23 protein-coding genes, 1 tRNA gene and 1 pseudogene are annotated in these 25,108 nt (G+C 46.5%); 16 read left to right on the top strand and 9 right to left on the bottom strand.

The features are described 5' to 3' along the window. Positions 1-231: 231 nt before the first annotated feature. Genes QUA25_RS12225 through QUA25_RS12210 form a run of 4 tightly spaced genes read left to right on the top strand, consistent with a single transcriptional unit; the run spans position 232 to position 1,444 of the window. On the top strand, positions 232-474 hold the full coding sequence (locus tag QUA25_RS12225) for an AbrB/MazE/SpoVT family DNA-binding domain-containing protein (RefSeq protein WP_333038006.1): 243 nt from the start codon (positions 232-234) through the stop codon (positions 472-474). Continuing rightward, complete coding sequence (gene mazF / locus QUA25_RS12220) at positions 471-815, top strand: endoribonuclease MazF (protein WP_333038005.1); 345 nt, start codon at positions 471-473, stop codon at positions 813-815. The genes QUA25_RS12225 and mazF overlap by 4 nt, the downstream gene beginning before the upstream one ends. Positions 816-875: 60 nt before the next feature. Further along, a complete protein-coding gene (locus QUA25_RS12215; RefSeq protein ID WP_333038004.1) occupies positions 876-1,106 on the top strand; it encodes a DUF433 domain-containing protein in 231 nt (76 codons plus the stop codon). A 26-nt stretch (positions 1,107-1,132) separates the two neighbouring features. Continuing rightward, positions 1,133-1,444, top strand: coding sequence for a DUF433 domain-containing protein (locus tag QUA25_RS12210; protein WP_333038001.1), 312 nt, complete (start codon positions 1,133-1,135; stop codon positions 1,442-1,444). A gap of 17 nt (positions 1,445-1,461) precedes the next feature. Here QUA25_RS12210 and QUA25_RS12205 read toward each other — a convergent pair whose 3' ends face one another. Then, positions 1,462-2,628: an aminotransferase class V-fold PLP-dependent enzyme gene (locus QUA25_RS12205; protein ID WP_333037999.1), complete on the bottom strand. Its 1,167-nt coding sequence runs from the start codon at positions 2,626-2,628 to the stop codon at positions 1,462-1,464. Between the two features lie 95 nt (positions 2,629-2,723). Here QUA25_RS12205 and QUA25_RS12200 point away from each other — a divergent pair, with 95 nt between their 5' ends. The 5 genes from QUA25_RS12200 (at position 2,724) to QUA25_RS12180 (ending at position 7,526) form a co-directional block, all read left to right on the top strand. Continuing rightward, positions 2,724-4,583, top strand: coding sequence for a TM0106 family RecB-like putative nuclease (locus QUA25_RS12200; protein WP_333037996.1), 1,860 nt, complete (start codon positions 2,724-2,726; stop codon positions 4,581-4,583). A gap of 85 nt (positions 4,584-4,668) precedes the next feature. Further along, entirely contained in the window at positions 4,669-5,796 is a 1,128-nt protein-coding gene (locus QUA25_RS12195) for an esterase-like activity of phytase family protein (protein ID WP_333037993.1), read from the top strand. Positions 5,797-5,852: 56 nt separating this feature from the next. Continuing rightward, positions 5,853-5,926, top strand: a tRNA-Asp gene (locus QUA25_RS12190). Positions 5,927-5,999: 73 nt separating this feature from the next. After that, the gene (locus QUA25_RS12185) at positions 6,000-6,221 is read left to right on the top strand and encodes a hypothetical protein (RefSeq protein WP_333037990.1); all 222 of its coding nucleotides are present in this window, start codon (positions 6,000-6,002) and stop codon (positions 6,219-6,221) included. Between the two features lie 150 nt (positions 6,222-6,371). Continuing rightward, positions 6,372-7,526 (top strand): GTPase, encoded by a 1,155-nt coding sequence (locus QUA25_RS12180; RefSeq protein ID WP_333037988.1) that lies wholly within the window; start codon positions 6,372-6,374, stop codon positions 7,524-7,526. 148 nt (positions 7,527-7,674) lie between these two features. Here the strand turns inward: QUA25_RS12180 and QUA25_RS12175 are convergent, their stop codons facing one another. Both QUA25_RS12175 and QUA25_RS12170 read right to left on the bottom strand, forming a co-directional pair. Continuing rightward, the gene (locus QUA25_RS12175) at positions 7,675-7,884 is read right to left on the bottom strand and encodes a hypothetical protein (protein WP_190735803.1); all 210 of its coding nucleotides are present in this window, start codon (positions 7,882-7,884) and stop codon (positions 7,675-7,677) included. A 96-nt stretch (positions 7,885-7,980) separates the two neighbouring features. Next, the gene (locus QUA25_RS12170) at positions 7,981-8,478 is read right to left on the bottom strand and encodes a DUF393 domain-containing protein (RefSeq protein ID WP_333037982.1); all 498 of its coding nucleotides are present in this window, start codon (positions 8,476-8,478) and stop codon (positions 7,981-7,983) included. Between the two features lie 350 nt (positions 8,479-8,828). Between QUA25_RS12170 and gltX the strand changes: the two are divergent. Further along, positions 8,829-10,271 (top strand): annotated as a pseudogene (gltX, locus tag QUA25_RS12165) (glutamate--tRNA ligase); the annotation flags it as partial. 402 nt (positions 10,272-10,673) lie between these two features. Continuing rightward, positions 10,674-11,108 carry a CAAD domain-containing protein gene (locus tag QUA25_RS12160; RefSeq protein WP_333038016.1) on the top strand — a complete coding sequence of 145 codons (435 nt, stop codon included), beginning with the start codon at positions 10,674-10,676 and terminating at the stop codon, positions 11,106-11,108. A gap of 85 nt (positions 11,109-11,193) precedes the next feature. Here QUA25_RS12160 and QUA25_RS12155 read toward each other — a convergent pair whose 3' ends face one another. The 3 genes from QUA25_RS12155 to QUA25_RS12145 form a co-directional block, all read right to left on the bottom strand. After that, positions 11,194-14,850 (bottom strand): CHAT domain-containing tetratricopeptide repeat protein, encoded by a 3,657-nt coding sequence (locus tag QUA25_RS12155; RefSeq protein WP_333037980.1) that lies wholly within the window; start codon positions 14,848-14,850, stop codon positions 11,194-11,196. A 40-nt stretch (positions 14,851-14,890) separates the two neighbouring features. Then, positions 14,891-16,198, bottom strand: a complete 1,308-nt coding sequence (locus QUA25_RS12150; RefSeq protein WP_333037978.1) for an RNA-guided endonuclease TnpB family protein — start codon at positions 16,196-16,198, stop codon at positions 14,891-14,893. A gap of 574 nt (positions 16,199-16,772) precedes the next feature. Next, positions 16,773-18,044, bottom strand: a complete 1,272-nt coding sequence (locus tag QUA25_RS12145; protein WP_333037975.1) for an aspartate aminotransferase family protein — start codon at positions 18,042-18,044, stop codon at positions 16,773-16,775. 128 nt (positions 18,045-18,172) lie between these two features. Here QUA25_RS12145 and QUA25_RS12140 point away from each other — a divergent pair, with 128 nt between their 5' ends. Next, complete coding sequence (locus tag QUA25_RS12140; protein WP_333037973.1) at positions 18,173-19,453, top strand: ribulose bisphosphate carboxylase small subunit; 1,281 nt, start codon at positions 18,173-18,175, stop codon at positions 19,451-19,453. A gap of 271 nt (positions 19,454-19,724) precedes the next feature. Here the strand turns inward: QUA25_RS12140 and rbsK are convergent, their stop codons facing one another. Then, positions 19,725-20,645, bottom strand: coding sequence for a ribokinase (rbsK, locus tag QUA25_RS12135; protein ID WP_333037971.1), 921 nt, complete (start codon positions 20,643-20,645; stop codon positions 19,725-19,727). Between the two features lie 325 nt (positions 20,646-20,970). Between rbsK and nblR the strand changes: the two genes are divergently transcribed. The 3 genes from nblR (at position 20,971) to QUA25_RS12120 (ending at position 23,373) form a co-directional block, all read left to right on the top strand. Then, on the top strand, positions 20,971-21,666 hold the full coding sequence (gene nblR / locus QUA25_RS12130; protein WP_333037968.1) for a response regulator transcription factor NblR: 696 nt from the start codon (positions 20,971-20,973) through the stop codon (positions 21,664-21,666). A 134-nt stretch (positions 21,667-21,800) separates the two neighbouring features. After that, positions 21,801-22,331, top strand: a complete 531-nt coding sequence (locus QUA25_RS12125) for a DUF192 domain-containing protein (RefSeq protein ID WP_333037965.1) — start codon at positions 21,801-21,803, stop codon at positions 22,329-22,331. A gap of 826 nt (positions 22,332-23,157) precedes the next feature. Beyond that, entirely contained in the window at positions 23,158-23,373 is a 216-nt protein-coding gene (locus QUA25_RS12120; protein WP_190662748.1) for a DUF2949 domain-containing protein, read from the top strand. 59 nt (positions 23,374-23,432) lie between these two features. On the opposite strand, the gene QUA25_RS12115 is transcribed toward QUA25_RS12120, so the two are convergent. Further along, a complete protein-coding gene (locus QUA25_RS12115) occupies positions 23,433-24,590 on the bottom strand; it encodes an alanine--glyoxylate aminotransferase family protein (RefSeq protein ID WP_333037961.1) in 1,158 nt (385 codons plus the stop codon). 78 nt (positions 24,591-24,668) lie between these two features. Continuing rightward, a complete protein-coding gene (locus QUA25_RS12110; protein WP_333037960.1) occupies positions 24,669-24,914 on the bottom strand; it encodes a DUF5340 domain-containing protein in 246 nt (81 codons plus the stop codon). Between QUA25_RS12110 and QUA25_RS12105 the strand changes: the two genes are divergently transcribed. Further along, positions 24,913-25,101, top strand: coding sequence for a hypothetical protein (locus QUA25_RS12105; RefSeq protein WP_333037958.1), 189 nt, complete (start codon positions 24,913-24,915; stop codon positions 25,099-25,101). The two genes, QUA25_RS12110 and QUA25_RS12105, sit on opposite strands and share 2 nt — an antisense overlap. Positions 25,102-25,108: the final 7 nt, after the last annotated feature.

Genomic DNA, 25,108 nt, shown 5'->3' with positions numbered 1-25,108 from the left:
TGTCGGTGGGAGAGTCCGCCGTCGGCGAACTCTCCCACCTTTACCCCTTTTTTGATTATCATTATTGTTCCATAATATTTCTGCAGAAAGAGGTATTGACAAAATCTACTCCTTTCTAACTTGTTACCAATGAACACCCGCTTAGTCGCTACACTGTAGATACTCTGTATATACTTTCTCTTAGAAAGGGTAAATTCCTCAGAGTGATATCACTAACTAGAGGTTCAGGCTATGGTTGCGACGATCGCAAAATGGGGAAACAGTCTTGCTATTCGGATTCCACAGAATTTAGCTAAAGAGATTAACTTGGCTGAGGGTTCCGAAGTGAAGCTTGTCTTGATAGATGGCAAGCTGACGATCGAGCCGATAACTCGTCGGCGGTATTCGCTTGAAGAGTTGATCGAGGCAATGACGCCAGAGAATGTTCATACTGAGATTGATACTGGAGTTGCTATTGGGAACGAAGTTTGGTGACACAATCAAATCCCTACATTCCGAGTCGAGGCGATATCGTTTATTTAGACTTTGACCCAACTAAGGGACACGAGCAAAAAGGACTTAGACCTGCTTTTGTGCTGTCGCCTCGTTCCTACAATGAGAAAAGCTCCTTAGCTCTATTTATGCCGATTACAAAACAACAAAAAGGGTATCCTTTTGAAGTTATCCTACCCACAGGATTAAAAGTTCAGGGAGTAATTCTTGCAGATAAAATTAAGTGTTTAGACTGGAAAGCTCGCGGTATTCGATTGGTTGAGTCGGTATCTCAAGATGTAATTGAAGAGGTACAAGCTAAAATAGAGCCGTTGTTATTGTAAAAGCATGAAGTTCACGGGGCTGCATAAATCAGACATCGCACTTTTCCTGAAATTACCTATGTGCGGGGCGCTAGCGGCGAACTCGTACCCGTTTTGCGCGGCACTCGGTTGCGCGTGCAAACAGTAGTAGTTGCAGCTCAGAAATGGGGTTTTTCACCAAACCAAATTGCCACTGAGTATGATTTAAGTGAAGCTCAAATGAACGATGTTTTCGCTTTTTATGCAGTGCACTGTCAGGAAATAGATGCCTCTATTGCCGCTGAGCGAATTATCGAAGCTGCCAATGTGTAAACCGCTATTGCATCTGGATATCGATTATGACCATCAAAGAACAACTTCTCCAAACCGTTGAAACACTGCCTGATGACTTGCTAGCACAAACGCTGCAATTCGTCCAAACTCTTCAACATCCCATTCACAAAACTCCAGGAATTTGTGGCGGTGCAGCGCGAATTCGCGATACCCGCATTCCCGTCTGGACGATTATCGCCTACCAACAACAGGGCGCAACTGAAGCCGAACTTCTCTATAATTATCCAGGACTCACCCTTCAAGATTTGCAAGCGGTTGCGAATTATTACGAACACAACCGAGAAGAAATCGATCTGTGGCTTGCTGAAAATGAATAACTGCCGATGCTAAAGTTTTACTCAAATGAAAACTTCGCTATGGCGATCGCCCCAACCAACTTATCAATCTCCGCCTCAGTGGTCAAATAGTGAACACAAGCCCGCACACAATCAGGATTAAGAATAGTCCTTACCATAATTCCCTGTTTTTCCAACAAATCGACAAGCTTTTTGTGCGGCATCCCATTAGTTAATCTAAACGAAACCAAACCAGCTTCCGGTGCCGAAGTCCGCAAACATTCCACATCGGGAAGTTCCGACAAACGCTCCCAGAGATACTTACTCAAACGGCAAATTTCTGCATACCTTTCCTCGATCGTACCCCATTCATGTTGCAGGGCGATCGCACTCCGCAAACCCCCATACAAAGGATAAGCCGAAGTCGCAATTTCATAGCGCTGCGCTCCAGACTTCCACCCCATAACTTTAGCATTAGCATCCGTCACAATTCCCCGCCAACCGATAAACACCGGATGCAAATCTGCCAAAGCTTCCGCACTCACATAAAGCCCCCCCAAACCTTCCGGGCCGCACCACCATTTGTGACCAGTAAAAGCATAAAAGTCAACCCCCGATTCAATCAAATTTAAAGGCAAAACCCCCACTGATTGAGCCGCATCAACTAACACTTTGACTCCGGTTTGATGACATACTTTCACAATCTCAGCCAGAGGCAAAACTTGGCCAGTATTCCACAAAATGTGACTGATAACCAACAAGCGAGTATTTGGCCGCAAACTATCAGCAATCACCGCCACCGGATCGCCTTCATTCAAAGTTGCCGCCAACGGACAAACCGAAACCTCAATGTTGAAACGGCGCTGAAGTTCCATTACACTAGCTACAATGCCGGGGTGTTCGCAATCAGAAAGCAGCAAATGGTCGCCTGCTTTCCAGTCAATGCCCCACAGCGCAATATTGCAGCCGACGGTGACATCTTCAGTCAGGGCGATGGTTTCAGGAGGTACCGTCAACTCAGATGCGATCGCACGTCGCGTCAGCATCGCCTCCTGAACCACCCAAGCCCCCACCTCCCCCGAAAACGGCCCCCCAAGCTGCACCCGTTTGTAAGCCTCATAAATCGCCTCTAAAGCAGGCTCAGGCAGCGGCCCTTGTCCGCCGTAGTTAAAATAAGCTTTATTGGCCAAAGCTGGGAATTGTTGCCGGTGATTGTCCTTTGTCATTTTTTTTGGGGAATTATTGATAGCGTTAATATTGAATAACTAATGCTGTGAATTTTATACCTTTGGCCTGATACTCTATGCCTTGCGAATACTAAATGTTAATAACTGACAAACTGCTACTTTCCTATCAGCGATGCCATCTCCGAGCATTTTTAGACACTTGCGGAGACTGGAAACAACTAGATCCCCCCAGCGACTTTTTGCTGAAACTGATGCGCGACAGCGCGGCATACCAGCAGCAAGCTTTGGAACACGAGACTTACCAACAACCATATTATCCTAGAGGGGATTGGGAAGCTGGCGCGGCCGCTACATTGAGTTTAATGCAGCAAGGGGTCGATCGCATTTACCGAGGAGTTCTGATCCAGGGCGAATTCGGCAAAACCAACGCCGCAACAACTTCTCTGGTAGGAATTGACGGTCAATATTTCCCAGAATTTGGCGAAATCCCCGAAACCCCCGTTGATCTTTCATCCTCCAATCTTCCCTCTTCAAACATTACCCTGATCGGCCGCCCCCATTTATTAATCAAACAGCCGGGACAATCAAAATTTGGCGATTGGAGTTATATTACTGCGGATATTTGGCTTAGCAAGCGACCAAAACAAGAGTATCAAATTATCGCAGCTTTTCACGCCCAAGTTTTAGCTTCCGTACAGGAAACAATGCCCGATACTGCGTGGCTGATGCTGCGAAAAAAAGGGCTGTGCTCGGTGAATCTCGGTCAGCGAACTCCTCAGATGTTCGAGATTTTAGACAACTGCATTCAGATGATAGAAAATCGGGATAAACCAGAGGTGTTCATTTCCCGGCAAAAGTGTAATCTTTGCGGTTGGTATACTCTCTGTCACGCCGAAGCCGAATCTATTAAACATCTTTCGTTATTGCCGGGAGTTACTGCCAGCCGCTATGCTAGACTAAAAACTCTCGAAATTACTGATGTAGAAGCTCTCGCTAATGCTAGTTCCGAACTGCTTGCTGAGTATCCAGAGTTCCCCGACCGAGTTGCTTTTGATGTGGTGCAGCAAGCTCAATCGCACTTGCTAAATCAACCGCTGTTGCGGGAAGAAGGAAGTTCGGCAACGGATTTTGTAACGGATGTAACGGATAGAAGTTCGGCAACGGATTTTGTAACGGATGTAACGGATAGAAGTTCGGCAGCGAACACTGTAGGGGATTTAACAAATTTAACCGATGTAGGTGTGAGGAAAGAAAGAATAAGGGAAGAGGTAGAAGTTAATCAATTTATAATCATACCAGAAGTTGCCGAGAAGAGTTTAGCAACAGTTAATCTTGTTCTGGGAAACACTACAGAAAATAAACCTGCCACATCTTCTATACCTGCACCAATTCTCCGTAAGAAACCAATTCCCTATTCTCAATCGGTCTTTTTGCCGATCGCCCCAATCGAACTCTACTTTGACATTGAAGCGGAACCCGAGTTAAACTTAGATTACCTCCACGGAGTCTTAGTTGTTGACCGATGCAACAATACGGAAAAATTCCACGGCTTTTTAGCAGAATCAGCAGCAGAGGAAGGTGCAATCTGGGAGCAATTTTTAGAATTAATGTGGACTTATCCCATTGCTCCGATTTTCCATTTTTGCGACTACGAAGTCAAGACCTTTAAGCGACTGGCTAAACTTTACAATACTCCAGCTTATTTGTGGAAACCCGTGCTGAAACGGTTTGTAGATATTCACAAACAAGTGACGCAAAAAGCGATTATGCCGGTGGAAAGTTACGCACTCAAACCAATTGCCCGCTGGCTGGGTTTTGATTGGCGAGATGCTAAGGCTAATGGTGCTCAGTGCGTCTGCTGGTACGACGATTGGCTTAAAACTGGCGATCGATCGCTCTTGGAGGCGATCGTCCGCTACAATGAGGACGACTGTCGTGCTACTTATGTGGTTAAAGATTGGTTGACCAATTTTTTGCTAAATCATGAGCCGTGATTTTATGATTTAATGAACCGCTTTCGTCGCGGCGCGAAGGAAGAAAGGGAAGAGGAAGATAGGTAATAAGGTATTTATTGGTAAAATGCGAAAGCTAGCAAAAGCGACTATATTTATTGTCTGTTTTTTGATGGCAGCAACTGTTGCTATTTGGGTAAACCAGTCAGCCAAATCTTTCGCCGTTACGAAAATAGATTTTATCGGCAGAGCAATATTTCCTACAGGTTCTCCGTTTCAGGGGACGGAAATTGGCGGGCTTTCGGGCATTACTTATGATGCCGAAAAACAAGTTTATTATGCCATTTCAGATGACCGCAGCAGCAAGGCTCCGGCGCGCTTCTATACTCTCAACATTAACTTGGAATCTGGTAAACTCCAAAAAGAGCAAATTACTTTTACGGGAGTCACTACTTTATTAGATGAAAACGGCAAAGGTTTTCCTGAATTAAGTTTAGATTCAGAAGGGATAGCTTTTACTGGCAATAGCGTGTTTGTTTCTTCTGAGGGAGATGTCGATCGCCAAATAAATCCTTTTATCAAAGAGTTCTCCCTGGATGGTAAACTCCTGAAAACGCTGCCAATTCCTGACCTATTTTTGCCCGACGACAAAGGCACTAAAGGCATCCGCAACAATCTCGCTTTTGAAAGTTTAACTTTAACGCCCGATCGCAAATATCTATTCACCGCTACCGAAAACGCCTTGGTTCAAGATGGCGCCGTAGTTTCCCTGGAAACCGGGAACCCGTGCCGGATTTTGCGCTACGATGCGGTGAGCGGCAATCCAGAAGCATCGTTTCTCTATATCACCGAACCGCTACCCGCTGGTGCGAATCCTGTGGGAAAATTAACTAGCAACGGTTTAGTGGATTTGGTGGCGATCGACGATAACCGCTTGCTGAGTTTAGAGCGTGCTTTCTCCCTGGAAACCGGAGTTACTGTTAAACTATTTGAGATTTCTCTGGAAAAGGGCGATCGTATTGAAGCACTCGAAAGCCTCAAAAGCCGTCTCAGCGAGGTGTCTCCCGCTCAAAAACGCCTGCTGCTGGATTTGGAAACGCTGAAAATTCCCCTAGACAACATTGAGGGGTTGACATTTGGCCCGGTGTTAGGCGATGGTAGCAGAGGTCTGATTTTGGTGAGCGACAACAACTTCAGTCCCCTGCAAGAGACTCAAATTTTGGGCTTCCAAATAAAAGTTCAAAAAACCTCTTGACAAAAGGTGAAGTTATAGGCATAATAGAAATTGTGCCTGAAAAAACGGCAAAACGAGGGACAGTAGTTCAATTGGTTAGAGCACCGCCCTGTCACGGCGGAAGTTGCGGGTTCGAGCCCCGTCTGTCCCGTTCAAAATAGAAAATGTTCAGATTGCTGAAAAAAGCTATCGCAATTTCTTATTGATTATAAATTAATGGGTAGTTGAACATTTTACTACTCAATAAATGGGTAGAGATACGGAAGTCTCTGGATATCATCTCAAATCAGGTGACATCTGGAGACTTTCCGTATGTCATCGGCTTACAGAAACAGCCTTGGACGCATCAAAACCATAGCAACGGGGTTTTGGCCGTTGAGGCGGGCTGTAACGAATTATTCTCGCAAAAAAACCCGGTTTCTGGCCATCCGGGATTCCACTACTAAGAAAGAGTTGCGGAAACTTGATGTTATATTTTAGTTGTTGGTATATGGATTACCTAAATTTTAGCTAGATAACGGGTTGATTAGGAGAATGTTTACCAAAACCCATTTATAGCAATCATTTGCGTAAACGATATTAGAGGAGTAGGGAACATGGGTGACTCAGCCTTCGACGGGTTAGACGAAAAGAGCTTTTTTGACCGGGTACAAGCGAAATTTGTGGAAAAAGCACCTGATTTATCGCAATCTCTCAACATTGCGATTATCGGCAAGGTAAGTGCGGGCAAAAGTTCACTCATTAATGCTTTGTTGAAACTGAGCCGAAGAAAAGCTTTAGAAATTGCCAAGGTAGGAGCTGTTTCGGGCGTTACTAAAGATTTAACAATTTTAAAACTTGATGAAAAGGTTTATTTAATTGACTCACCAGGTCTTGACGATGTGCGTGCAGAGAATAGTGAAGTCACCAAGATTTTTTTGAGGCATATTGATGTTGGCATATTTGTAGTAACTGGTTCATCAGATGCTTCACAAAAGAAAACCCTAGATGACTTGAGGCAGCATTGTGATTCATTGTTTGTCGTTCTTAACAAAATTGATGAGTGGGATGATCTCGATCCAACGGTTGTAGACGATGTAGTCAATCAGTGGAAAAACGATTTAAAGGTAGACAAGATTTATCCAACTTGTACGAAGGGTTACGATCCTAAAAGCCGTAATCCCAAGATGGATATTAGAGGAGTTTTCCCACTACGCAGTGAGATCGAGGCATTTCTTGAAAAAAAAGGAAAAGACCTGCTGCTGGCAAGACACATGGCTGAAAAGCAGTCTTATGCAGTCAAAATAATTGCGGTAGCTTTGATAGCAGTGGCAGGTCAAGCATTGATTCCGGGCAGCGCAGTATTTATTACCGCAACCCAGGCAGTTGCCATAGGGTCTTTACATTACTTATACACTGGCAAACTTTTGTCTCCTCAAGCTGCGCTTGCTATTTTGCCAACATTTTTAGATGAAACAGTGACTTCCAGCCTCTTTTTGTTTGTTAAATCCTTTTTTCCACCTACAGGTATTTTTGATGTGGCGGCGGCTGGGGTTGCAGTTATTCTCACTCTTGCAGTATTGGCAACCGTTAATTATATTCTTTCTAGTGATGCTAAGCTTGAGCAGGAAGAGCTTCTACGTTCAAAATTTAGAAGCTACCATAAACAAGCTAAAGATGTGTTGAGGGATTTAGCATTGACGGACATACGCGATCTGCGCGATCTGTCTGAATGGAAAGTGCTTGTTAGCAAATTTTTGGGTGGTCTCTAGTTTCCGCCTAGTCCAGCGCGAAGGTGTGGCACTCACTCCACCCCCATCAACGACTCCTAATATTCCTTGCCCTTTCCTAGAACTCTCCTAACAAGTTCCGCAAACTCTTTGCCTATAATTAAATTTAAAGATCGACTCCCAGCAGCCCTCAAAGGTGCGAGGAAATAAAGGGCCTGGCTATCTGATATGTCAAAACCAGGACGATGGGCACGAGGATCGGAATAGCCACTAGCAGTCCCCATTTGCCAAACCTAAGTTTTTGACCGTCCGATTTTAACAGGAAAATCACAGCGGCAATTCCCATAAGTATCCAGAGACCGCCGAAGCCCATGAAGACTGTATAGCCTGCATCTTGCATTTTTTTTGCCTTTAATAGTCGTCCATCTTTAATGTTAGTTACAGTCTGTTTCTGCTGACATCTTCTGATAGACCGATCGCACTTACTAAATATGACTCATTTCGAGTTTGGCCGGCAGCGGCCCTGACTTTCGCACTCGATCCGCTGAGTTCGATCGCTCATAATAGTTGCTAAATCCGGCCTTCCCGTCAGCTTCAGCCGCCAGTCAGCCCAAATTCCGTACAGCCAATTGGCGATCGCCCCGATCGCTGGTAACTTAGTCACAGCATAAACCCAGCCCATACCTAAAATCTCGTAGGTGCGGCGAAAAACCTCCACATTTTTAACTGTCGTACCGTCGGGTAACACCGCGTGAATCCGCCCCATCGCCGTTTCGTAGTCGATTCCGCCGTGGGCCTCCGGGTTGTAGCCATCATCCGCGATATCCACAAACGACACTAAACCTCGCCCCGCGTCCTGTTTTTTCAAGAAATTAACCTCCCGCACGCACAGAGGACATTCACCGTCGTACAGCAACTCAATTTGCCAAGCAGGCGCAACAGAGTCGAGTGAGGGCGCAACAGATTCGGAAAACTCAGTTTTAGCAGCAGACATAGGGAAATATATTTTAACGTCGTCGATCGCACACAAACATTTTACAAGCATCAATAGTTATCAGGAGCGCCTTGGGTACTCCTAAAGCAGTTATTTGTGCTGTGAAAAATAGTCCCAAAGGTCAATCCAGTCTTGGCCACCCGCAAGCTATTATCATCAAGATGCCGTCTCTTGCCATGCCGGAGACTTTCGCCCGATCACCCGATAGTCGAATATCAAACAATTGGAGGCAAAGCACCTGCCAAGCACAACTGTTAATTCGGCAACAAAATATAATAAAATCTAAAGTCTTAAACATCAGCTATTCCCCCAACCAGCAAATCGCCCCCAATCTAAAAGCAAAAATCTACATGAATGTCAGAGTCCGTCTAGCCCCCAGTCCCACCGGAAACCTACACATCGGTACCGCCAGAACCGCCGTATTCAACTGGCTGTTTGCCCGCAACCAAGGCGGCAAATTCATCCTGCGGGTAGAAGACACAGACGTTGAACGTTCTAAAAGCGAATACACCGATAACATCCTCGAAGGACTCACCTGGCTGGGTATGGAGTGGGACGAAGGCCCGAGTTTTCAGTCGCAACGTTTGGAAATATACCGCCAATCAGTCCAAACCCTGCTAGATAAAGGACTCGCCTACCGCTGCTACACCACGTCGGAAGAACTCGACCAAATGCGGGAAGCACAAAAAGCCAACAAACAGGCCCCCCGCTACGACAACCGCCACCGCAACCTGACTCCAGAACAGCGAGAAGCTTTTGAAGCCGAAGGGCGGCAAGCCGTAATTCGGTTTATCATCGAGGACGATCGCACGATCGCTTGGAACGACATGGTGCGCGACACCGTAACCTGGAAAGGTAGCGACCTCGGCGGCGATATGGTGATTGCCCGTGCATCCAGCGGCGGCGTCATCGGCCAACCCCTCTACAACCTCGCAGTAGTTGTCGATGACATCGACATGGGCATCACCCACGTCATCCGCGGCGAAGATCACATCGGTAATACTCCGAAACAAATATTGCTTTACGAAGCTTTGGGCGCGACAATCCCAGAATTTGCCCACACGCCGCTGATTTTAAACTCCCAAGGGCAAAAGCTTTCTAAACGCGACGGCGTAACCTCGATTTCTGACTTCAAAGATATGGGCTACGTCCCCGAAGCTTTAGTTAATTACATGACTTTGCTCGGTTGGACTCCGCCGGATTCAACGCAGGAAATATTTACACTGTCGGAAGCAGCAGAATTATTTACATTCTATCGAGTCAACAAAGCTGGTGCAAAATTTGATTGGGATAAACTCAATTGGCTTAACAGTCAATACCTGCACAAAATGCCAGTGCCGCAATTGACAGATTTGCTGATACCTTATTGGTGGCAGAAAGGCGGTTATGAGTTTGACTTGGAGGCAGACCGCCCCTGGCTCGAACAAATAGCTGCTTTAATCGGCCCGAGTCTCGTTCGCTTAACCGATGCTGTGGATATGTGTAAGGTATTCTTCTCCACCACGGTGGAATACGAAGAAGAAGCACTCGCACAATTGCAGCAAACAGGGGCTGCACAGGCTTTACAAGCAGTTGTAGAAGCTATGGAAAGTCATTCGTCCCTGACATCAGCGGAAGCTCAGAAAATCACTAAAAAGCTCAGTAAAGAGAAAAATCTTAACAAAGGGCTAATTATGCGATCGCTCAGAGCAGCTCTGACAGGTGCAATGCACGGCCCCGACCTGATAGAATCTTGGGTAATCCTTCACCAGCGAGGAACGGCTAAAACCCGTTTGCTTGATGCCATTAGCAACTTGAATGGGCCTGCTGTTGGTGTCGCGGACGAAACTCCTACCCCAGAACAACCACACGCAGAAACAGTCGCCGAAAGTTCTGCTACAGAACAGTCAGCAGTGGAGGTTTCAAAAGTCGAAACACCGACTCTTGAAACAGTCGAAACCCCGGTTGTTGAACCATCAGCAGCAGAGGTTTCAGAAGTAGAAAAACTTGCGATCGAAACAGTCGAAACGCCGACTGTCGAACAAGCAGTGGAAGTTACAGCAGTCGAAATACCGACTTCAGAAACAGGCGAAGTGTCGGCTCTTGAACCAACCGACGGGGAGGTTGCAGCAGTCGAAATACCGGCTCTTGAAACAGTCGCAGCAGCAGTTGAAATACCTGCCGCCAACCAGCAAAAAACTATTGCGAGTGGAGAAATGACTTCATCAAACGAACCAGAAACAACCGTTATCATCACCGAAGTTCCTGCCGGAAATGAAGCAGACAGTTCAAGCGGTACAACAAAAGTCATAATTACCGAAGAACCGCCAAGTCAGACCCAGCAGATCAAAGAACAAATTATCTCAATTTTGTCTGAGTTTCCCGCTTACATTGGCAGCTTTTACGAGCAGTACAAAAGTCCCCTGACTGTTATCGGTGTAATTGTAGCCTCGATTGTCTCTTTGAAAGTGCTTTTGGGCGTAATAGACGAACTCAACGACATCCCCCTGCTAGCACCCACATTCGAGCTAATTGGTATCGGATACACCGGGTGGTTTATCTACCGCTATTTGCTGCGATCGTCCAATCGGCAACAATTAGGTCAAGAAATTCAAGCCTTGAAAGAACAAATTTTCGGCAAAAAATCCTAAACTTTTGCTGTAATTTGTTGAATTTATGCCCGACATTGACAACTTTAAATAAGTTGGTAGTGTCGGGTTTTTAAATGACTAATAACTAAACCCCAGTCGCAGTAAAAGCCGCCCAATAATAAGGATTAGCAAAAGGATAGGGTTTGCGGTTGCGGATTTGCTGCAAAGAAGCCTCCGCAATTAGGCGAGAACTTTGAGAAAGCCGATCGAACATTTGCGAAATTTGAGGTTGAAAATCCGCCAGCAACACCTCCAATTCCTCGCTAGTCAAATCCCGCAGCCACCTTTGAGCGTCCCCCAGCGCGATCGCCACATCTCCCACCTGCAACCGAGAAAACCGTCCCAGATTTTCATAAAACTTGCTCGTCAGCAGCAGCGTAGAAACATCGTTCACCTTCCACAGACTGCTAACTACACTAGACGTGCCAGCATACAACAAACCCGCCGACAAACCCACAAAATCTCCTCCAGCACCGCTAACTCCGCCAGGGGCAATTTCGCAACCCGATAAAGTAACTAAAAAATATTGCCGAAAATCCAGATTAAAAATTTCCTCCAAACTCAGAGAATCATTCCTCAAAAACACGGCGGATTTCAGTGGCCAAGCCAAATTAAGTAAACTCAAACAAGCAAAGTGAGCGCATTTTTTATGCGGCAACTGCCCTATTTGCTGGGGCAAATTCCCATTATTAGCAGACATTTCTTGGGAAAAAGCCTCTTTAATTGCCGGCTTATGGCGCACAACTTCTGTACTGGCAAAATACTGGGAAATCTTGCCGATTTCAATGTTGCTGTAGAACGCATCTCTGGTGAAAGTTGGAATTGCCAAAAGCTGCTGCAAACCGGGTCTGTACCGACCAAGAGTTGCTCCGTGTGCACTTTGTCTCAACAGCAATAGCTGACAGCTAGGAGCATAGCGAATTCCTCCGGCAAATCGATCGATCAAATAAGCCGCAGGCGCTGCAACGTCGCCAAAAGACGAACTTTGAGAAAAATCGGAAAGGCTGTAGGTTTCTACATCAAAACCGCTGCGATCGCTCCACCCAGACCTAAAAATTCCCCCACCGTCCTCAAACCCGTCTCTCCCCGCCAAAGGCAAAGCGTGGAGTGGCAAAGCGTGCAAAAATCGGTGCGGCACAAAAATCAGCCGATCGCAATTCTCCGGAATCAGCGCCACCACTCGATCGATTTCCAGCATCGTAGCCAAGCGTTTGAGGCGAGCCGGGAGATGATTGATCCAGCGACCTTTTTGTTCAGAATAAGCGGTGAGGTACTCCTGGCCCCAACTTTCGGCAGCCAAAGCATTTTCCGCCGAACACAGGTGAACGGTGGGATATTGTGCACTCTTTACCACCACAAAAGCAACCAGCAACTCCCCCAAACTCGCCCACGCCACAGCAGCGCAATTGTCATCAGGCAACAATTGGCGAATTTGCTCAAAAGCGATCGGTTCAACTTTGTGAGCTAGGCTGAAGAAAGGATCGTTTGCCTGCACCTCCCGCGCAATCAACCTATCAAACTGCTTCCACAATTGATTTAAGTGCATGAAGTCCGAGTTCGGCAGCAGAGAACCGCTGTTCAAACCTTGGCTATCGCCCTCAGAAATCAAGGTCGTGTTCGGCTCAGGTTCTCCCTGTTCTTGGTGCCGCTGTTCCCCCGCTATTTCCAGTCGCAGCGACTCCAACTCGCTTCGCACCGCTGCAGGAATTTCGGCTTTCGGAGTCAAGTGGCATTTAACCAGCAGTTGTACCAAATTCCGATTTTTGTGGCGTTCGGCGTATTCCAGAGCCTTAGCGTAATATTCAGGTTGGCTGGGGCCGAGTTCCAAGCAAACTTGCACCAGGCATTTATAGAGTCCAGCCCAGGTGCGGGTTAATTTGACTTTTGCGGTAGTCGTCTGATCGCCAAAATCGACTGTATCAACCCCAACTTCGCAACGCAAAAATTCCACAGTATCGACAGCAGCAGTAAAAACCCCGTAGGCGCGAAGCAAGTCGCCTCGAACTCGGTAAGCTTGACCCAAATAAAATAAAATTTCAGCCCAGCGGTGGGGATAGGTTTCGCGAGTGTAGACTTGACAGGCGCTGTGATAGCAGCCGATCGCGCTTTCCATGTGGGACAAGTTTTCCGCCTCCGTCAGTTGCGAATAAGCCCTGCCGAGATAAATTTGCAGCATTGCCCAGCGGTTGGGATATGCCTGCTTGGTGTAGACTTCGGCCGCATTTTGATAGCAGGCGATCGCGCTTTTTAGGTTGCGGTTTTTTTCCCCTTTGACGTGTTCGCAGAAAGCGCGACCGAGGTAGGCACACAGCATTGCCCAGCGTTCGGGAGATTTTTGGCGGTTGCAAAACAGCAAAGCATTTTGATAGCAGACGATCGCCATTTCCATATTTTCGGCTTTTTCCCCTTTCACCCGCCGACTGTAGATCCTACCGAGGTAAGTTTGGATCGAAGCCCAGGCTTCGGGAAATTTGATGCGGGTGTAGACTTGTAAAGCATTTTGATAGCAGGCGATCGCCATTTCCAAATTTTCCACCGGATCGCCTTTGATGCGATCGACAAACACCCGGCCCAAATTCCTTTGAGTAGTCGCCCACTGCTGCGGAAAAGCTTCCCGAGTCCGCACCTGCAAAGCTCTCTGATAGCACGTAACCGCGTATTCGAGATTTTCAGCTCGGTTGCCCCGCAGCAACTCGCAGTAAGCATTTGCCAAATTATTTTGAGTTGTAGCCCAACGCCGGGGAAACACCTTGCGGTTGTAGACTTGCAAAGCATTTTGGTAGCAAGCGACTGCCAGTTCCAGATTTTCAGCTCGGTTGCCCCGCAGCCGCCGGCTGTAAGCACGGCCGAGATTGTTTTGAGTGCTCGCCCACTCTTCCCCGAAAGTTTCGCGGGTGCGAACTCGCAGCGCGTTTTGATAGCAGGCGATCGCGTGTTCTAGATTGTCTGCCGGATCTCCCCTGAGACGCTCGCTGTAAGCGTTGCCTAGATTGTTTTGCAGCGTCGCCCACTGTTCCGGGTACTGTTCGGGCGTGCGTACTTGTAGGGCATTTTCAAAGCAAGCGATCGCCTGTTCGATATTTTGAGCCTTATCACCTTTGGGACGATCGCTATAAGCGTTGCCCAGATTGTTTTGCATCACCGCCCATTCTTGGGGAAAGTCTTTGCGGGTAAACACCTTAGCAACTGTTTCGTAACCGGCAATTTCGATTTCCAAGTTATGAGCTTTGCTGCCGAGGGGAAACCGCCCAATTTTGTTGCTCAGATTGCCGATTAAGGCTGCAATGCGCCTAGTCTCGGATTCTTTGGCAGTAGAGAACACCAAATTGGCCCAGTGGCGCAGCAGTTCTGCGAAATTCTGGTCGAGTTTGTCTAAATTGTTTCTTAGCAGCGAGTACAGGTGCTGCGAATCAGCGCCACGCGCGACTGCCTGCAATACTTCTGCTAAAAAAGCCAGATATGCTGCCCCGGTTGCGGGCAATTTATAATTCCCTTTTGCAGATTCTAAGGGTGCGATCGCCCTTTGGAAAAATTTGGCAGCTTTCAGCAAGCTTTCTCGCGTCAGTGCCACTTCTTCCAAATAAAGCGTTTGCACGAACCCAAAGTCGATCGACTTTGGGTTCGTGCTCAAAATCAAATCTATTCCTGAGTCGCCAGGATTTTCCAGCAGCGCTTGGAGCATATTAACATCAGTTTTGCGACGCTGTTCGTCCATCGTGCATTCCGCCAAACTATTAACCATAGGAGCGCTGCTTCCGTGCAACCAAGTGAACTACCCACCGCTAAATCGTAGTACCGAATATAGTAGGGGCTTGTGTACTCATAGGCGAGTGCCTTAGCTTAGACTTTCGTCCAACCTTTGGTCTTACCTCGCATCCTAAAGCCGAAATGGCTGAACCTTCTTGCGCCTTTAGTATTTTGATACCTTCTGCTTTTATCTTTATCGCTGCGTTCCCCTCCCGATCCCGATCAGTAGCACAGTGAGGACAAGTCCATTCCCTCATATCTAATGGCATCTCGGTCATTTGATAGAAACAATTAAAACAGAGTTTATAACTGGAAACCCCTCTATCAATCTCGACTAAGTTCCCGCCTTTGCGTTGCCACTTGTAGGCTAAGAAGTTGGTAAAACTTTCCCAAACCTCATCTGATCTTGCTTTCACCAAATTTTGATTGCGAATCCGGTTCCAGAAATGAAAGTTTTCTACTATGACCGCGAGGCGAGCGCTGACCAACTTATAACTAAGTTTATGTAGAAAATATTGCCACAAATTCCTAAACCGCTCGCATATCTTTGCCACAGCTTTTCTATATTTGTATTCAGAATTACTTCTTTTATGCTGGTCTGTTAACTTTTGCTGCTTGCGCTTCCAGTTCTTCTTGTGCTTGGCAAAATGCTTAGCATTAAAGTCATATTTAGATACTTTTTCATCATCGGGGACAATAGCAAAGTATTTCCATACTAAATCACTGCCCGCAATCCTACCTTCTTTTGTTCTCTGGTTCTCAGCTTTGATTTCAGTCAGTATAGATCCCAGATCTTTCCCTGAAGATTTTTTACTAACTTTTGTTCTCTGGTTCTCAGCTTTGATTTCAGTCAGTATAGATCCCAGATCTTTCCCTGAAGATTTTTTACTAATAATTGAATCATGAATTCTACCCTGATTTAATTTATATCTATTTAGGGTGGGCTTAGTTATTTTCCTATAACCAAAAATCCTATTAGTCGCTACAAATTTCACGTTTTGAGGATATTGAAATGACAGTTTTTTATCTTGAAGTGCGGACTTATAAAACCCAGCAAATTCATCAAAAAACAATTTGTAGGCAGTGGTTAAGTTGAGCGTAGTAAATTGTAAAAATTTGCTGTAAAACTCACCTAAGCAGAGACTTCCATCGGATTTTTTGAGAGCCGGTAAAAGTGTGTTGAACCCGGAGCAGCCAAGTCCTTTACCAGTTTTTTTATAAACTTCAATTGATTTATTTGAACCATAATTAGACCACCAACGCGCACACCCAAAAGTTGAAGCTACTCGTATTTGTTGATGTTGGGTAGGATACAAACGAACTTGGATAGCCTTGTGTAGCAATCAACATCACCTCCTTGATTCTTCTATTCTCTCACAATATACAGTTGATGATCAAAGCATTACGGAAAAATTTTGTGACGAGGATTACATATTTTCTCTCTTGAAAGAGCTCCCCAAAATTACTTGAGGATGCAATCGTCGTCACCCGCCCTTCCCACTATAACGGTACTCAGTTGAGTTGGAAGGGCGCGAAATAGTTAAACCAGGATTCACAAGTCGCAACCGACACGCAGATAGCGAAACTAGCACCTGCAATGGCTAATAGTATAATTTTGCGCGCTGCTCTTTAGTAAAATCGCAGTTCAAAACACCGTCAGTCTGTCAGGGCGGGTTTCACAGACATTTCTAAATTTGACAAACCCGCCCTGACAGACTTGCAGCGGGGCGGGTTGACTTTTACCCCGATCGGACTTAGGCCAAAAAACCGGGCTTCTGGGAAACTATTGGGTTTGGTAACGAGGAATCTCGAAAGAAACCCGGTTTCTGAGGAAGAGTGTGTCCTGGACTAAGTGAGTTATCTAGGATATTGCGCGAGTTTCAGCGCTACAAATAACAAAAATCCACTCCGTAGATTTTACTGTACCGCTTGAGAGCGCAAGGCTGACTCCACTGCCTGCAGAGCTCGATCGACTTCAGCGGCGGTGACAATCAGCGGCGGGACAAACCTCAGCACTTTCGGCCCTGCAGGAACCAACAGAACTCCTGCGGCGATCGCAGATTTGACGATATCGCCCGATGTCAGTTCGATGTCAGCTTGCAATTCCATCCCGACAATCAAACCCCAGCCGCGCACTTCGGCAATTAAATGCGGATATGTGGCCGCCAACTTGTTGAGCCCTGCTTTCAACTGTTCCCCGCGCTGCTGCACGTTTTCTAGAAGGTTTTCCCGTTCTAAAGTTTGGCAAACGCACAAAGCTACAGCGCAAGCAAAAGGATTGCCGCCGAAAGTGCTGGCGTGACTTCCCGGTTCAAATACATCGCAGAAAGATTTGCACAGCATAGCGCCGATCGGGATACCGCCGCCCAATCCTTTGGCAGACGTAAAGATATCCGGTTCAATGCCGAGGTTTTCGTAGCCCCAGTATTTGCCGCTGCGTCCCATCCCGACTTGCACTTCGTCGAGAATCAGCAAAATGCCTTTTTCGTCGCAAATTTCCCGAATGCGCTGGAAGTAGGCAATATCTCCGGGGCGAACTCCGCCTTCGCCTTGCAGCGCTTCCAGCATAATTGCTGCTACTTGGCGTTCGTCTTTGTCGAGTTGCTCGATCGCACTTTCGATCGCACTAATATCGTTGTACGGCACGTAGTGAAATCCGGGAACCAAAGGGCTAAAACCCTTCTGATATTTAGGCTGTCCCGTTGCCGTAATTGTCGCCAAAGTCCGCCCGTGGAAACTCGCAACGGCCGTAATGATTGTCGGATTCGAGATATTTAATTTTTCGTGGGCGTACTTGCGGGCGAGTTTAATTGCTGCTTCATTAGCTTCCGCGCCGGAGTTGCAAAAGAAGGCTCTGTCCGCGCAAGAATGGTCTACAAGCCACTTTGCCAGCTCGCCCTGTACAGGGATGTAATAAAGATTAGAAACGTGGTGCAGGGTCTGAATTTGCTGAGTTACCGCTGCAATCATTGCCGGGTGGGCGTGTCCCAGAGTGCAGGTAGCAATACCCGCCACAAAATCGAGATATTCGCGGCCCTCGGTATCCCACACGCGGCAGCCCAGGCCCCGTTCTAGGGCGATCGCAAAGCGCCCGTAAGTTGTCATTACATAGCTGTCGAAGCTCTCAGAACTGAAGAGACTGGCTTCGGCTTGCACGCTTGGTTCTTTTAGTAAGGTTTCTGGACTCACGAATCGCTCCTTAACACATAATATTCAGACCTCGATTGTACGGTAAAAATCCAGGTTAGCGGTGCAGGCTGTTAGTTTTGTCATAAAATCATAACAGTAACTTCAATTAATCCCTCACAAATCTACTGATGAGTTATTACATTTCTCCTAACTTTCTCGATAAAGTTGCGGTGCACGTCACTAAGAACTTTTTAAATTTGCCCGGGGTAAGAGTTCCCCTAATTTTGGGAATTCACGGCCGCAAAGGAGAAGGCAAAACTTTTCAAACCGAACTGGTTTTTCGGCGGATGGGCTTTGAACCGGTGATGATATCTGGTGGGGAATTAGAAAGCCCGGATGCCGGAGATCCGGCGCGTTTAATTCGCTTGCGCTACCGGGAAGCGGCGGAGCAAATTCGGGTGCGCGGCGAGATGTGCGCCATCTTTATTAACGATTTGGATGCTGGTGCTGGCAGGTTCGATACTACTACTCAATATACTGTCAATACTCAGATGGTCAATGCGACTCTGATGAATATTGCTGACAATCCAACTAACGTGCAGTTACCGGGAAGTTATGACAGTACGCCACTGCACCGAGTGCCGATTATTGTCACCGGAAATGATTTTTCTACGCTGTACGCGCCGCTGATTCGCGACGGGCGGATGGAGAAGTTTTATTGGGAACCCAGCCGGGATGATAAAATTGGCATTGTTGGGGGAATTTTTGAGTCTGACAAGTTGTCAAAAACCGATATTGTGGGGTTAGTAGATCATTTTCCCGATCAGGCTATCGACTTTTTTAGCGCTTTGCGATCGCGCATTTATGACGAACAAATCCGCGAATTCATTCACAAAATAGGAATTGAGCGAGTTTCCAAGCGTTTGGTAAACACTTTGGAAGCAGCGCCAGATTTCCAGAACCCGAATTTCAGCCTCGCTCATTTATTAGAAATGGGCAATTTGATGGTGGGTCAACAAAAGCGGATTCAGGAAATGCGCTTAGTAGATGAATACAACCAATCGCGCCTGTTCAACGTTCAAGGAACCCCCAATGCTGCGGCTGCTAGGCCAACGCAAAGTCAATTAAACGACCCGTCATCGAAATATTATAAGGCTTACGTCGAGCCAACAAGTTCTGAAGGTGGTAACGGTCATGCGGCGGGGCTGAGTTCCGAGGTATTGGAACAAGTAAAACAGTTGTTAGCAAGAGGCTGCAAAATAGGCATGGAATATGCAGATAATCGCCGATTTAAGACTGGTTCTTGGCAAAGTTGCGCGACGATTAACAGTGCACAGGAAAAAGATGTGGTTGCATCTTTAGAAACTTGTTTGGCGGAACACGGCGGCGAATACGTGCGGCTGATTGGTATCGATCCAAAAGTCAAGCGCAGGGTAGCTGAAACAATTATTCAGCGGCCAGAAAAGTAGACAAGTAGGGTGCTATGCGGCGCACCTTACAAGTTCCAGTAATGCGCGTTTGGAAAGTTAACGTAGGGTGCTCTTCGGCGCACCTTACCAAAGAAAAATTCACAATTCAGAATCCAGAATCAAGAATGCGTTCTGTGGGACAGGATGGAGAATCAAGGTTTAAAGCCTCCGATTTTAATATGAGACAATAAAAAAATATTTCCGTGACCGTTACCCCTGACTTCATGCCTGGGGAATTCGGAATTCTGTCTTCTGACTCCTTCTCATAAATTTAAATTAAATTCTGCAAAAATTTATCCAAAGTTGCCCGATCGCACATAGCACCTTGAGCACCCCTTTTAGTTGTGCACAGAGCACCCGCTGCTGCGCCCCACCGCACCGCCTCTGACAAGGACAGACCGGCATCTAATGCCGAGGCCAAGCCGCCGTTAAAAGCATCGCCCGCAGCCACAGTGTCGATCGCCTCCACAGCAAAAGCCGGTACAAAAAACGTTTCATCCGCAGTAACAGCAACAGCCCCGCGATCGCCCAATTTGACAATAACATTCTTGACACCACGCTCCTGCAAGTGTTTGGCAGCTACAATCGCTGTTTCCGTGTCATTCACCCGAAAACCGACTAACTGGCCCGCTTCCACTTCATTCGGCGTGATAATGTCAATTAGCGGATAAAGTTCGATCGGCAAATCCGCCCTCGCCGGTGCTGGATCGAGAATAACTCGCACCCCCGCTTGACGAGCAGCTTTCGCAGCTTTTTGGACAACTTCCAGCGGAATTTCTAACTGTAACAGCAAAGATGTAGCTGCTGTTAAGAGTTTTTTGAGACGTTCTATATCGGCTTCACCGACATTGTTATTCGCGCCCGGAATCACAATAATATTATTTTGACCTGTCTCGTCTACCGCGATAATTGCCACTCCTGAATGAGTGTTTGGGTCTATTAATACATTGTCTGTACTTAAACCATAAGATTGTAAATTTATCAATAATTCTTCAGCAAATTTATCGTTGCCGACGCGACCGATGATGTGGGTGAAAGTGCCGAGACGGGCGGCCGCGACGGCTTGATTTGCTCCTTTGCCGCCGCCGGCCGTGAAAAAATTGCTACCGATGATAGTTTCCCCTGGCTGTGGCAACCGGGGAGTTTTTGCTGCTAGGTCGATGTTGATACTGCCGAATACGATGATGGTCATAATTTAAATTGGGAATTGGGAATTGGGCATGGGGAATTGGGCATGGGGCATGGGGCATGGGGCATGGGGCATTATAGAATTGGGAATTGATAATGGGTAGCAACTCGCAAATAACCCATAACAAATAGACATCTTCCATAATTATCGTGGAACAGGCATCCTGCCTGTTCAAAATCTGCTTTTTAGGAGAAGTCTAATAACAAACAACAGCTAACAGTCAACAGTCAACAGCCAACAAACAACAGTCAACTGACAACAGTCAACTGTCAACCGCCAACAACCCTCAAACGTGCTAGAACAGTTATGGTCTTCATCGGTCAATTCAATGGCTGCAATTACTCTCGATCGCAATCCCTGTGTCCTGCTAGTTGAAACAGACGAAGTTCTCGCCGGACACTTGAGTCTCGACTTAAAATCCTCCGGCTATGAACCGGTAGTAGCTTCTAACACCGCCACCGGCCAAAATTTAGCCCGTGAATTGCAGCCAGCTTTGATTGTAATCGATCGAATACTTGGCGCTGAGTCGGGGCTATCACTGTGTTCTTACCTCAGAAGTATTGGCAATCGGGTGCCGGTGCTGCTATTGGTCGGTCGCGATACAGTTGACGATCGCGTAGCTTGTCTGGAAGCTGGGGCGGATGATTATTTTCTCAAACCTTACCGCACTGAGGAGTTTTTGCAGTTGGTGCGCTTGTATTTGCAGCCGGATAACAGCAGCAACGAACAATTGAGGTTTGGCGATTTAGTTTTGGATTTGGCCTCTAGGCGGGCCCTACGCAATGGACGGGCGATCGACCTGACGATGAAGGAATTTGAGCTGCTAAAGTATTTGATGGAACATCCCCGCGAGGTTTTGACTCGGGAACAAATTCTGGAAAATGTTTGGGGTTACGACTTTTTGGGCGAGTCGAATGTGATTGAGGTTTACATCCGCTATCTGCGGCTCAAGATTGAAGATGAGGGCGAAAAGCGCTTGATTCAGACGGTGCGCGGTGTTGGCTATGTGATGCGGGAAGCTTGAAGCAGTCATTAGTCATTAGTCATTAGTCATTAGTCAGTGGTCATTAGTCAGTTGGCAGTTGTCAAAAAAGAATGTTTTAATTTCCAATGTCCAATGGCCCATTCCCAATCTAAAATCTAAAATCTAAAATCATTATGAGTTATTTAACTACTTTGCTCGGTATTGGAGTAAGTATATTTTTGCTGGGATGTTCGCCGACTTTACCGATCGCCAATGCTGGTGCTACTGGTATTTTGGCGAATCAGTCTCCGACGGCGAAAACATCGGGTCAAGTGCTGCCTGTTTCTGCTAGAGCTCGGATAGGCGCTCGCCCAATCGAACTCGAAGTGGCGAAAACACCGGAACAACAGGCTATGGGTTTAATGTACAGAACTTCTTTGCCGGATGACAGAGGAATGCTGTTTGAGTTTAAACCAGCGCGGTTGGTCAATTTTTGGATGAAAAATTGCAAGATTTCTCTGGATATGATTTTTCTGCGGGATGGGGTGGTTGAGGCGATCGAAGTTTCTGCACCTCCTTGTACTGAAGATCCTTGTCCTACCTACGGGCCCGATACAGTTGTAGATCGAGTGATTGAACTCCGGGGCGGGCGAGCTGCTGAACTCGGTGTCAAAGTGGGCGATCGTATTGAAATCGAGTTTTTTAACGAAAACCTCCATCAATAAATAATCCCCCGGTTTACTTCTTCCTTCTTTTTAGCATCCGTTACATCCGTTACGGAATCCGTTGCCGAACCGCCCCCTACCTTCGGAATACCGGCGAAAATTTAGAAACTTTACAAAAATTGATTAAATCTATTAGAATATTAATGTAAGATTCAGTACAAACACCGAAAGATTTGCTACGATGTCGATCTCAGCCAGTCAGGACTTGAGCTTGTTTCCGGAAGCTGTAGATTGTTGGTCGCAGGTATGAGACGAGTCAGCGACTCGTTACCAATCCTGAGAGACGATACTCAGCCTCAAGGTATAGCAACACGAAAAGAAATTCTCTGGAAGTTCTGGCGAGCGAGGTAAATCTACTAAACCTATCTAAAGTAATATGCTACGAGCCAAGTTAATTGGCGGTAATTGGCAAACTTAACTTCTGGTAGCAGTTTCGGGTTTGATCGAAATATCTAACTAATTTTGCCGAAGTAGATTTGCGGATTCTGCATTTCGGCAGATGAAGTTAAACTCTGAACCTGGTTTAGTAGTTTTAGGTAGCAGAATAAATTCTGATTCGCGCTCCAAAGATGCCGAGGTATTCAGTTTAAGTTCGATCGCGATCGCAAGTTGATCGGGCCGACATCAGCAAAATTGCAAAACCTTTCACTTTTTGGGAAAGGTTAGCTTTACAGTCGCACTCAGCATTATGTTTGGCAGTTCAACCGCTAATAGCGTTTTAAAAGCTATCGACGGTAACAAGACAAATTTAAAACTGGCTTATTACTCATCAAAAACATCAGGTTCACATCAGAAAATGGTGTCCTATACTTAGAGGTGAAATCACATGGCACCCGCTACATACACTCGATTAATTCGATTTTTACAAGAAGATTTGGCAATTTCTCCCGCGTCAATTGCTGTCGCCGAACGTGTCGGCGGTGACAAACAGCGGCAGCGCGATAAAGACCCGAATTCCTTGCCGATGGTTCTGTGGCAATACGGTTTAGTCACTCTCGACCAGTTGGATAAAATCTTTGATTGGTTATCCCAAGCATATTAAAAGGATTTTAGATTTTAGATATAAATAATCAAAAATCCAAAATCCTTTAATAACTTGGATTAAGATTCAGCCAAAAGCTTCGCAGCAGCGGCAACGCCGGCACCAGGAGTGTAGCCTTCATGACCCAATTCTCGCAACACGACTTCTAAAGAGGAAATTGCTGCTAGAATATCGCGATCGCACACAAAGCCCAAATGACCGATTCGGAAGATTTTACCTTTCAAATGGTCTTGTCCGTCGGCGAGAGCAATGTCAAATCTCTTTCTCATCAAAGTCCGCACTTTTTGAGCATCTACGGATGCTGGCGGCATAACCGAAGTAATCGCAGGGCTGGCGGCATCGTCAGCAGCAAACAACGGCAAACCTAAAGCTTTTACAGCAGCGCGAGTAGTTGTCATTAAACGTTTGTGTCGCGCGAAAACATTTTCCAACCCTTCTGTTTTCATCATCTGCAGCGATGCTTGCAGGGCGAAAAACATATTGACAGGGGGAGTAAAAGGAGTGGTATTTTTGGCAGCGTCTTTGCTATATTTACCCAAATCCAAATAATAGCGGGGCAGTTTCGCAGTTTTGTAAGCTTCCCAAGCTTTGGGACTGACGGCCACAAAACCCAAACCAGGAGGAATCATGTAAGCTTTCTGAGAACCCGAAGCAATGACATCGATTCCCCAAGCGTCCATAGGAATATTGACAGCGCCTAAGCTAGTGACAGCATCGACCATAATTAAAGCTTCACCGTGGGCTTTAACGTGGCGGTTGATGGTTTCGAGGTCGTTGAGGACGCCGGTAGAGGTTTCCGAGTGGGTGATGATGACAGCTTTGATTTGCTTCTCTGTATCTGCTTCGAGTTTTTCGCGGAAGTTTTCGGGGTCTAAAGGTTGGCCCCACTCGGCTTTAATAATTTCGGCGTTTAAACCGTAAGCTTCGGCGACTTCGGCCCAACGTTCGCCAAATTTGCCGTTAGTGCCGACTAAAACTCGATCGCCCGCACTCAGGAAATTAATTATCCCAGCTTCCATCGCGCCGGTACCGGAAACGGTTAAACTCAGCACGTCACTTTTAGTTTGGTGCAGCCATTTCAAATTTTCGGTACATTCTGCAAAAATCCCGTCAAATTCCTTGCTGCGGTGGCCCATCGGGTGTTTTGCCATCGCTAACAAGGCCGCTTCAGGTACCGGCGTCGGGCCGGGAATCATCAGCATTAATTTGTTGTCCATGATATTGTCCTAAGTTTTTCTGTGGGAGTTATATAGAATAAATCAAATACGATACGTCACGTCGCTACTCTAACTTTTTTAACTTTTAACTCCCTTGTGGTTAATTTCATTTAGAGACCAGCGGTGTTCTACCGCTATGTTCGATCGCTCGCAGCTTTGTTCTAATTGCTTTTGAATGGCAAGGGCTTTACGCAGTGTAATAATAAGTTGGTGCACTTGTTGCTGCTGCGGCGATTGTGGACTGACAGCAAACATCGTTTTGCGTTCTAACAATTGAAGTAGCAATTCATAATGAATGTACGAAGGAAGGGGGATTGGCTCCATGAAAGCTAATATACCTCAGCGAACCGATACCCCATTGCAATTGCATGAGGCATCACAGGTGAACATTAGATGCCCGATTTTTTATTTGTTTTCTAACCGTACAGCAACCCCTGCTTTGCCGATAGAATATTCGGGGCTGGGTGCGTTGGACACGCTAAATTTGGCGATCGACCCGCTTACAGAATAGATTTAAT

The sequence above is a fragment of the Microcoleus sp. Pol17C6 genome (assembly GCF_036701145.1).
Classification (GTDB): domain Bacteria; phylum Cyanobacteriota; class Cyanobacteriia; order Cyanobacteriales; family Microcoleaceae; genus Microcoleus.
This window is presented reverse-complemented; position numbering and strand designations above follow the sequence as displayed.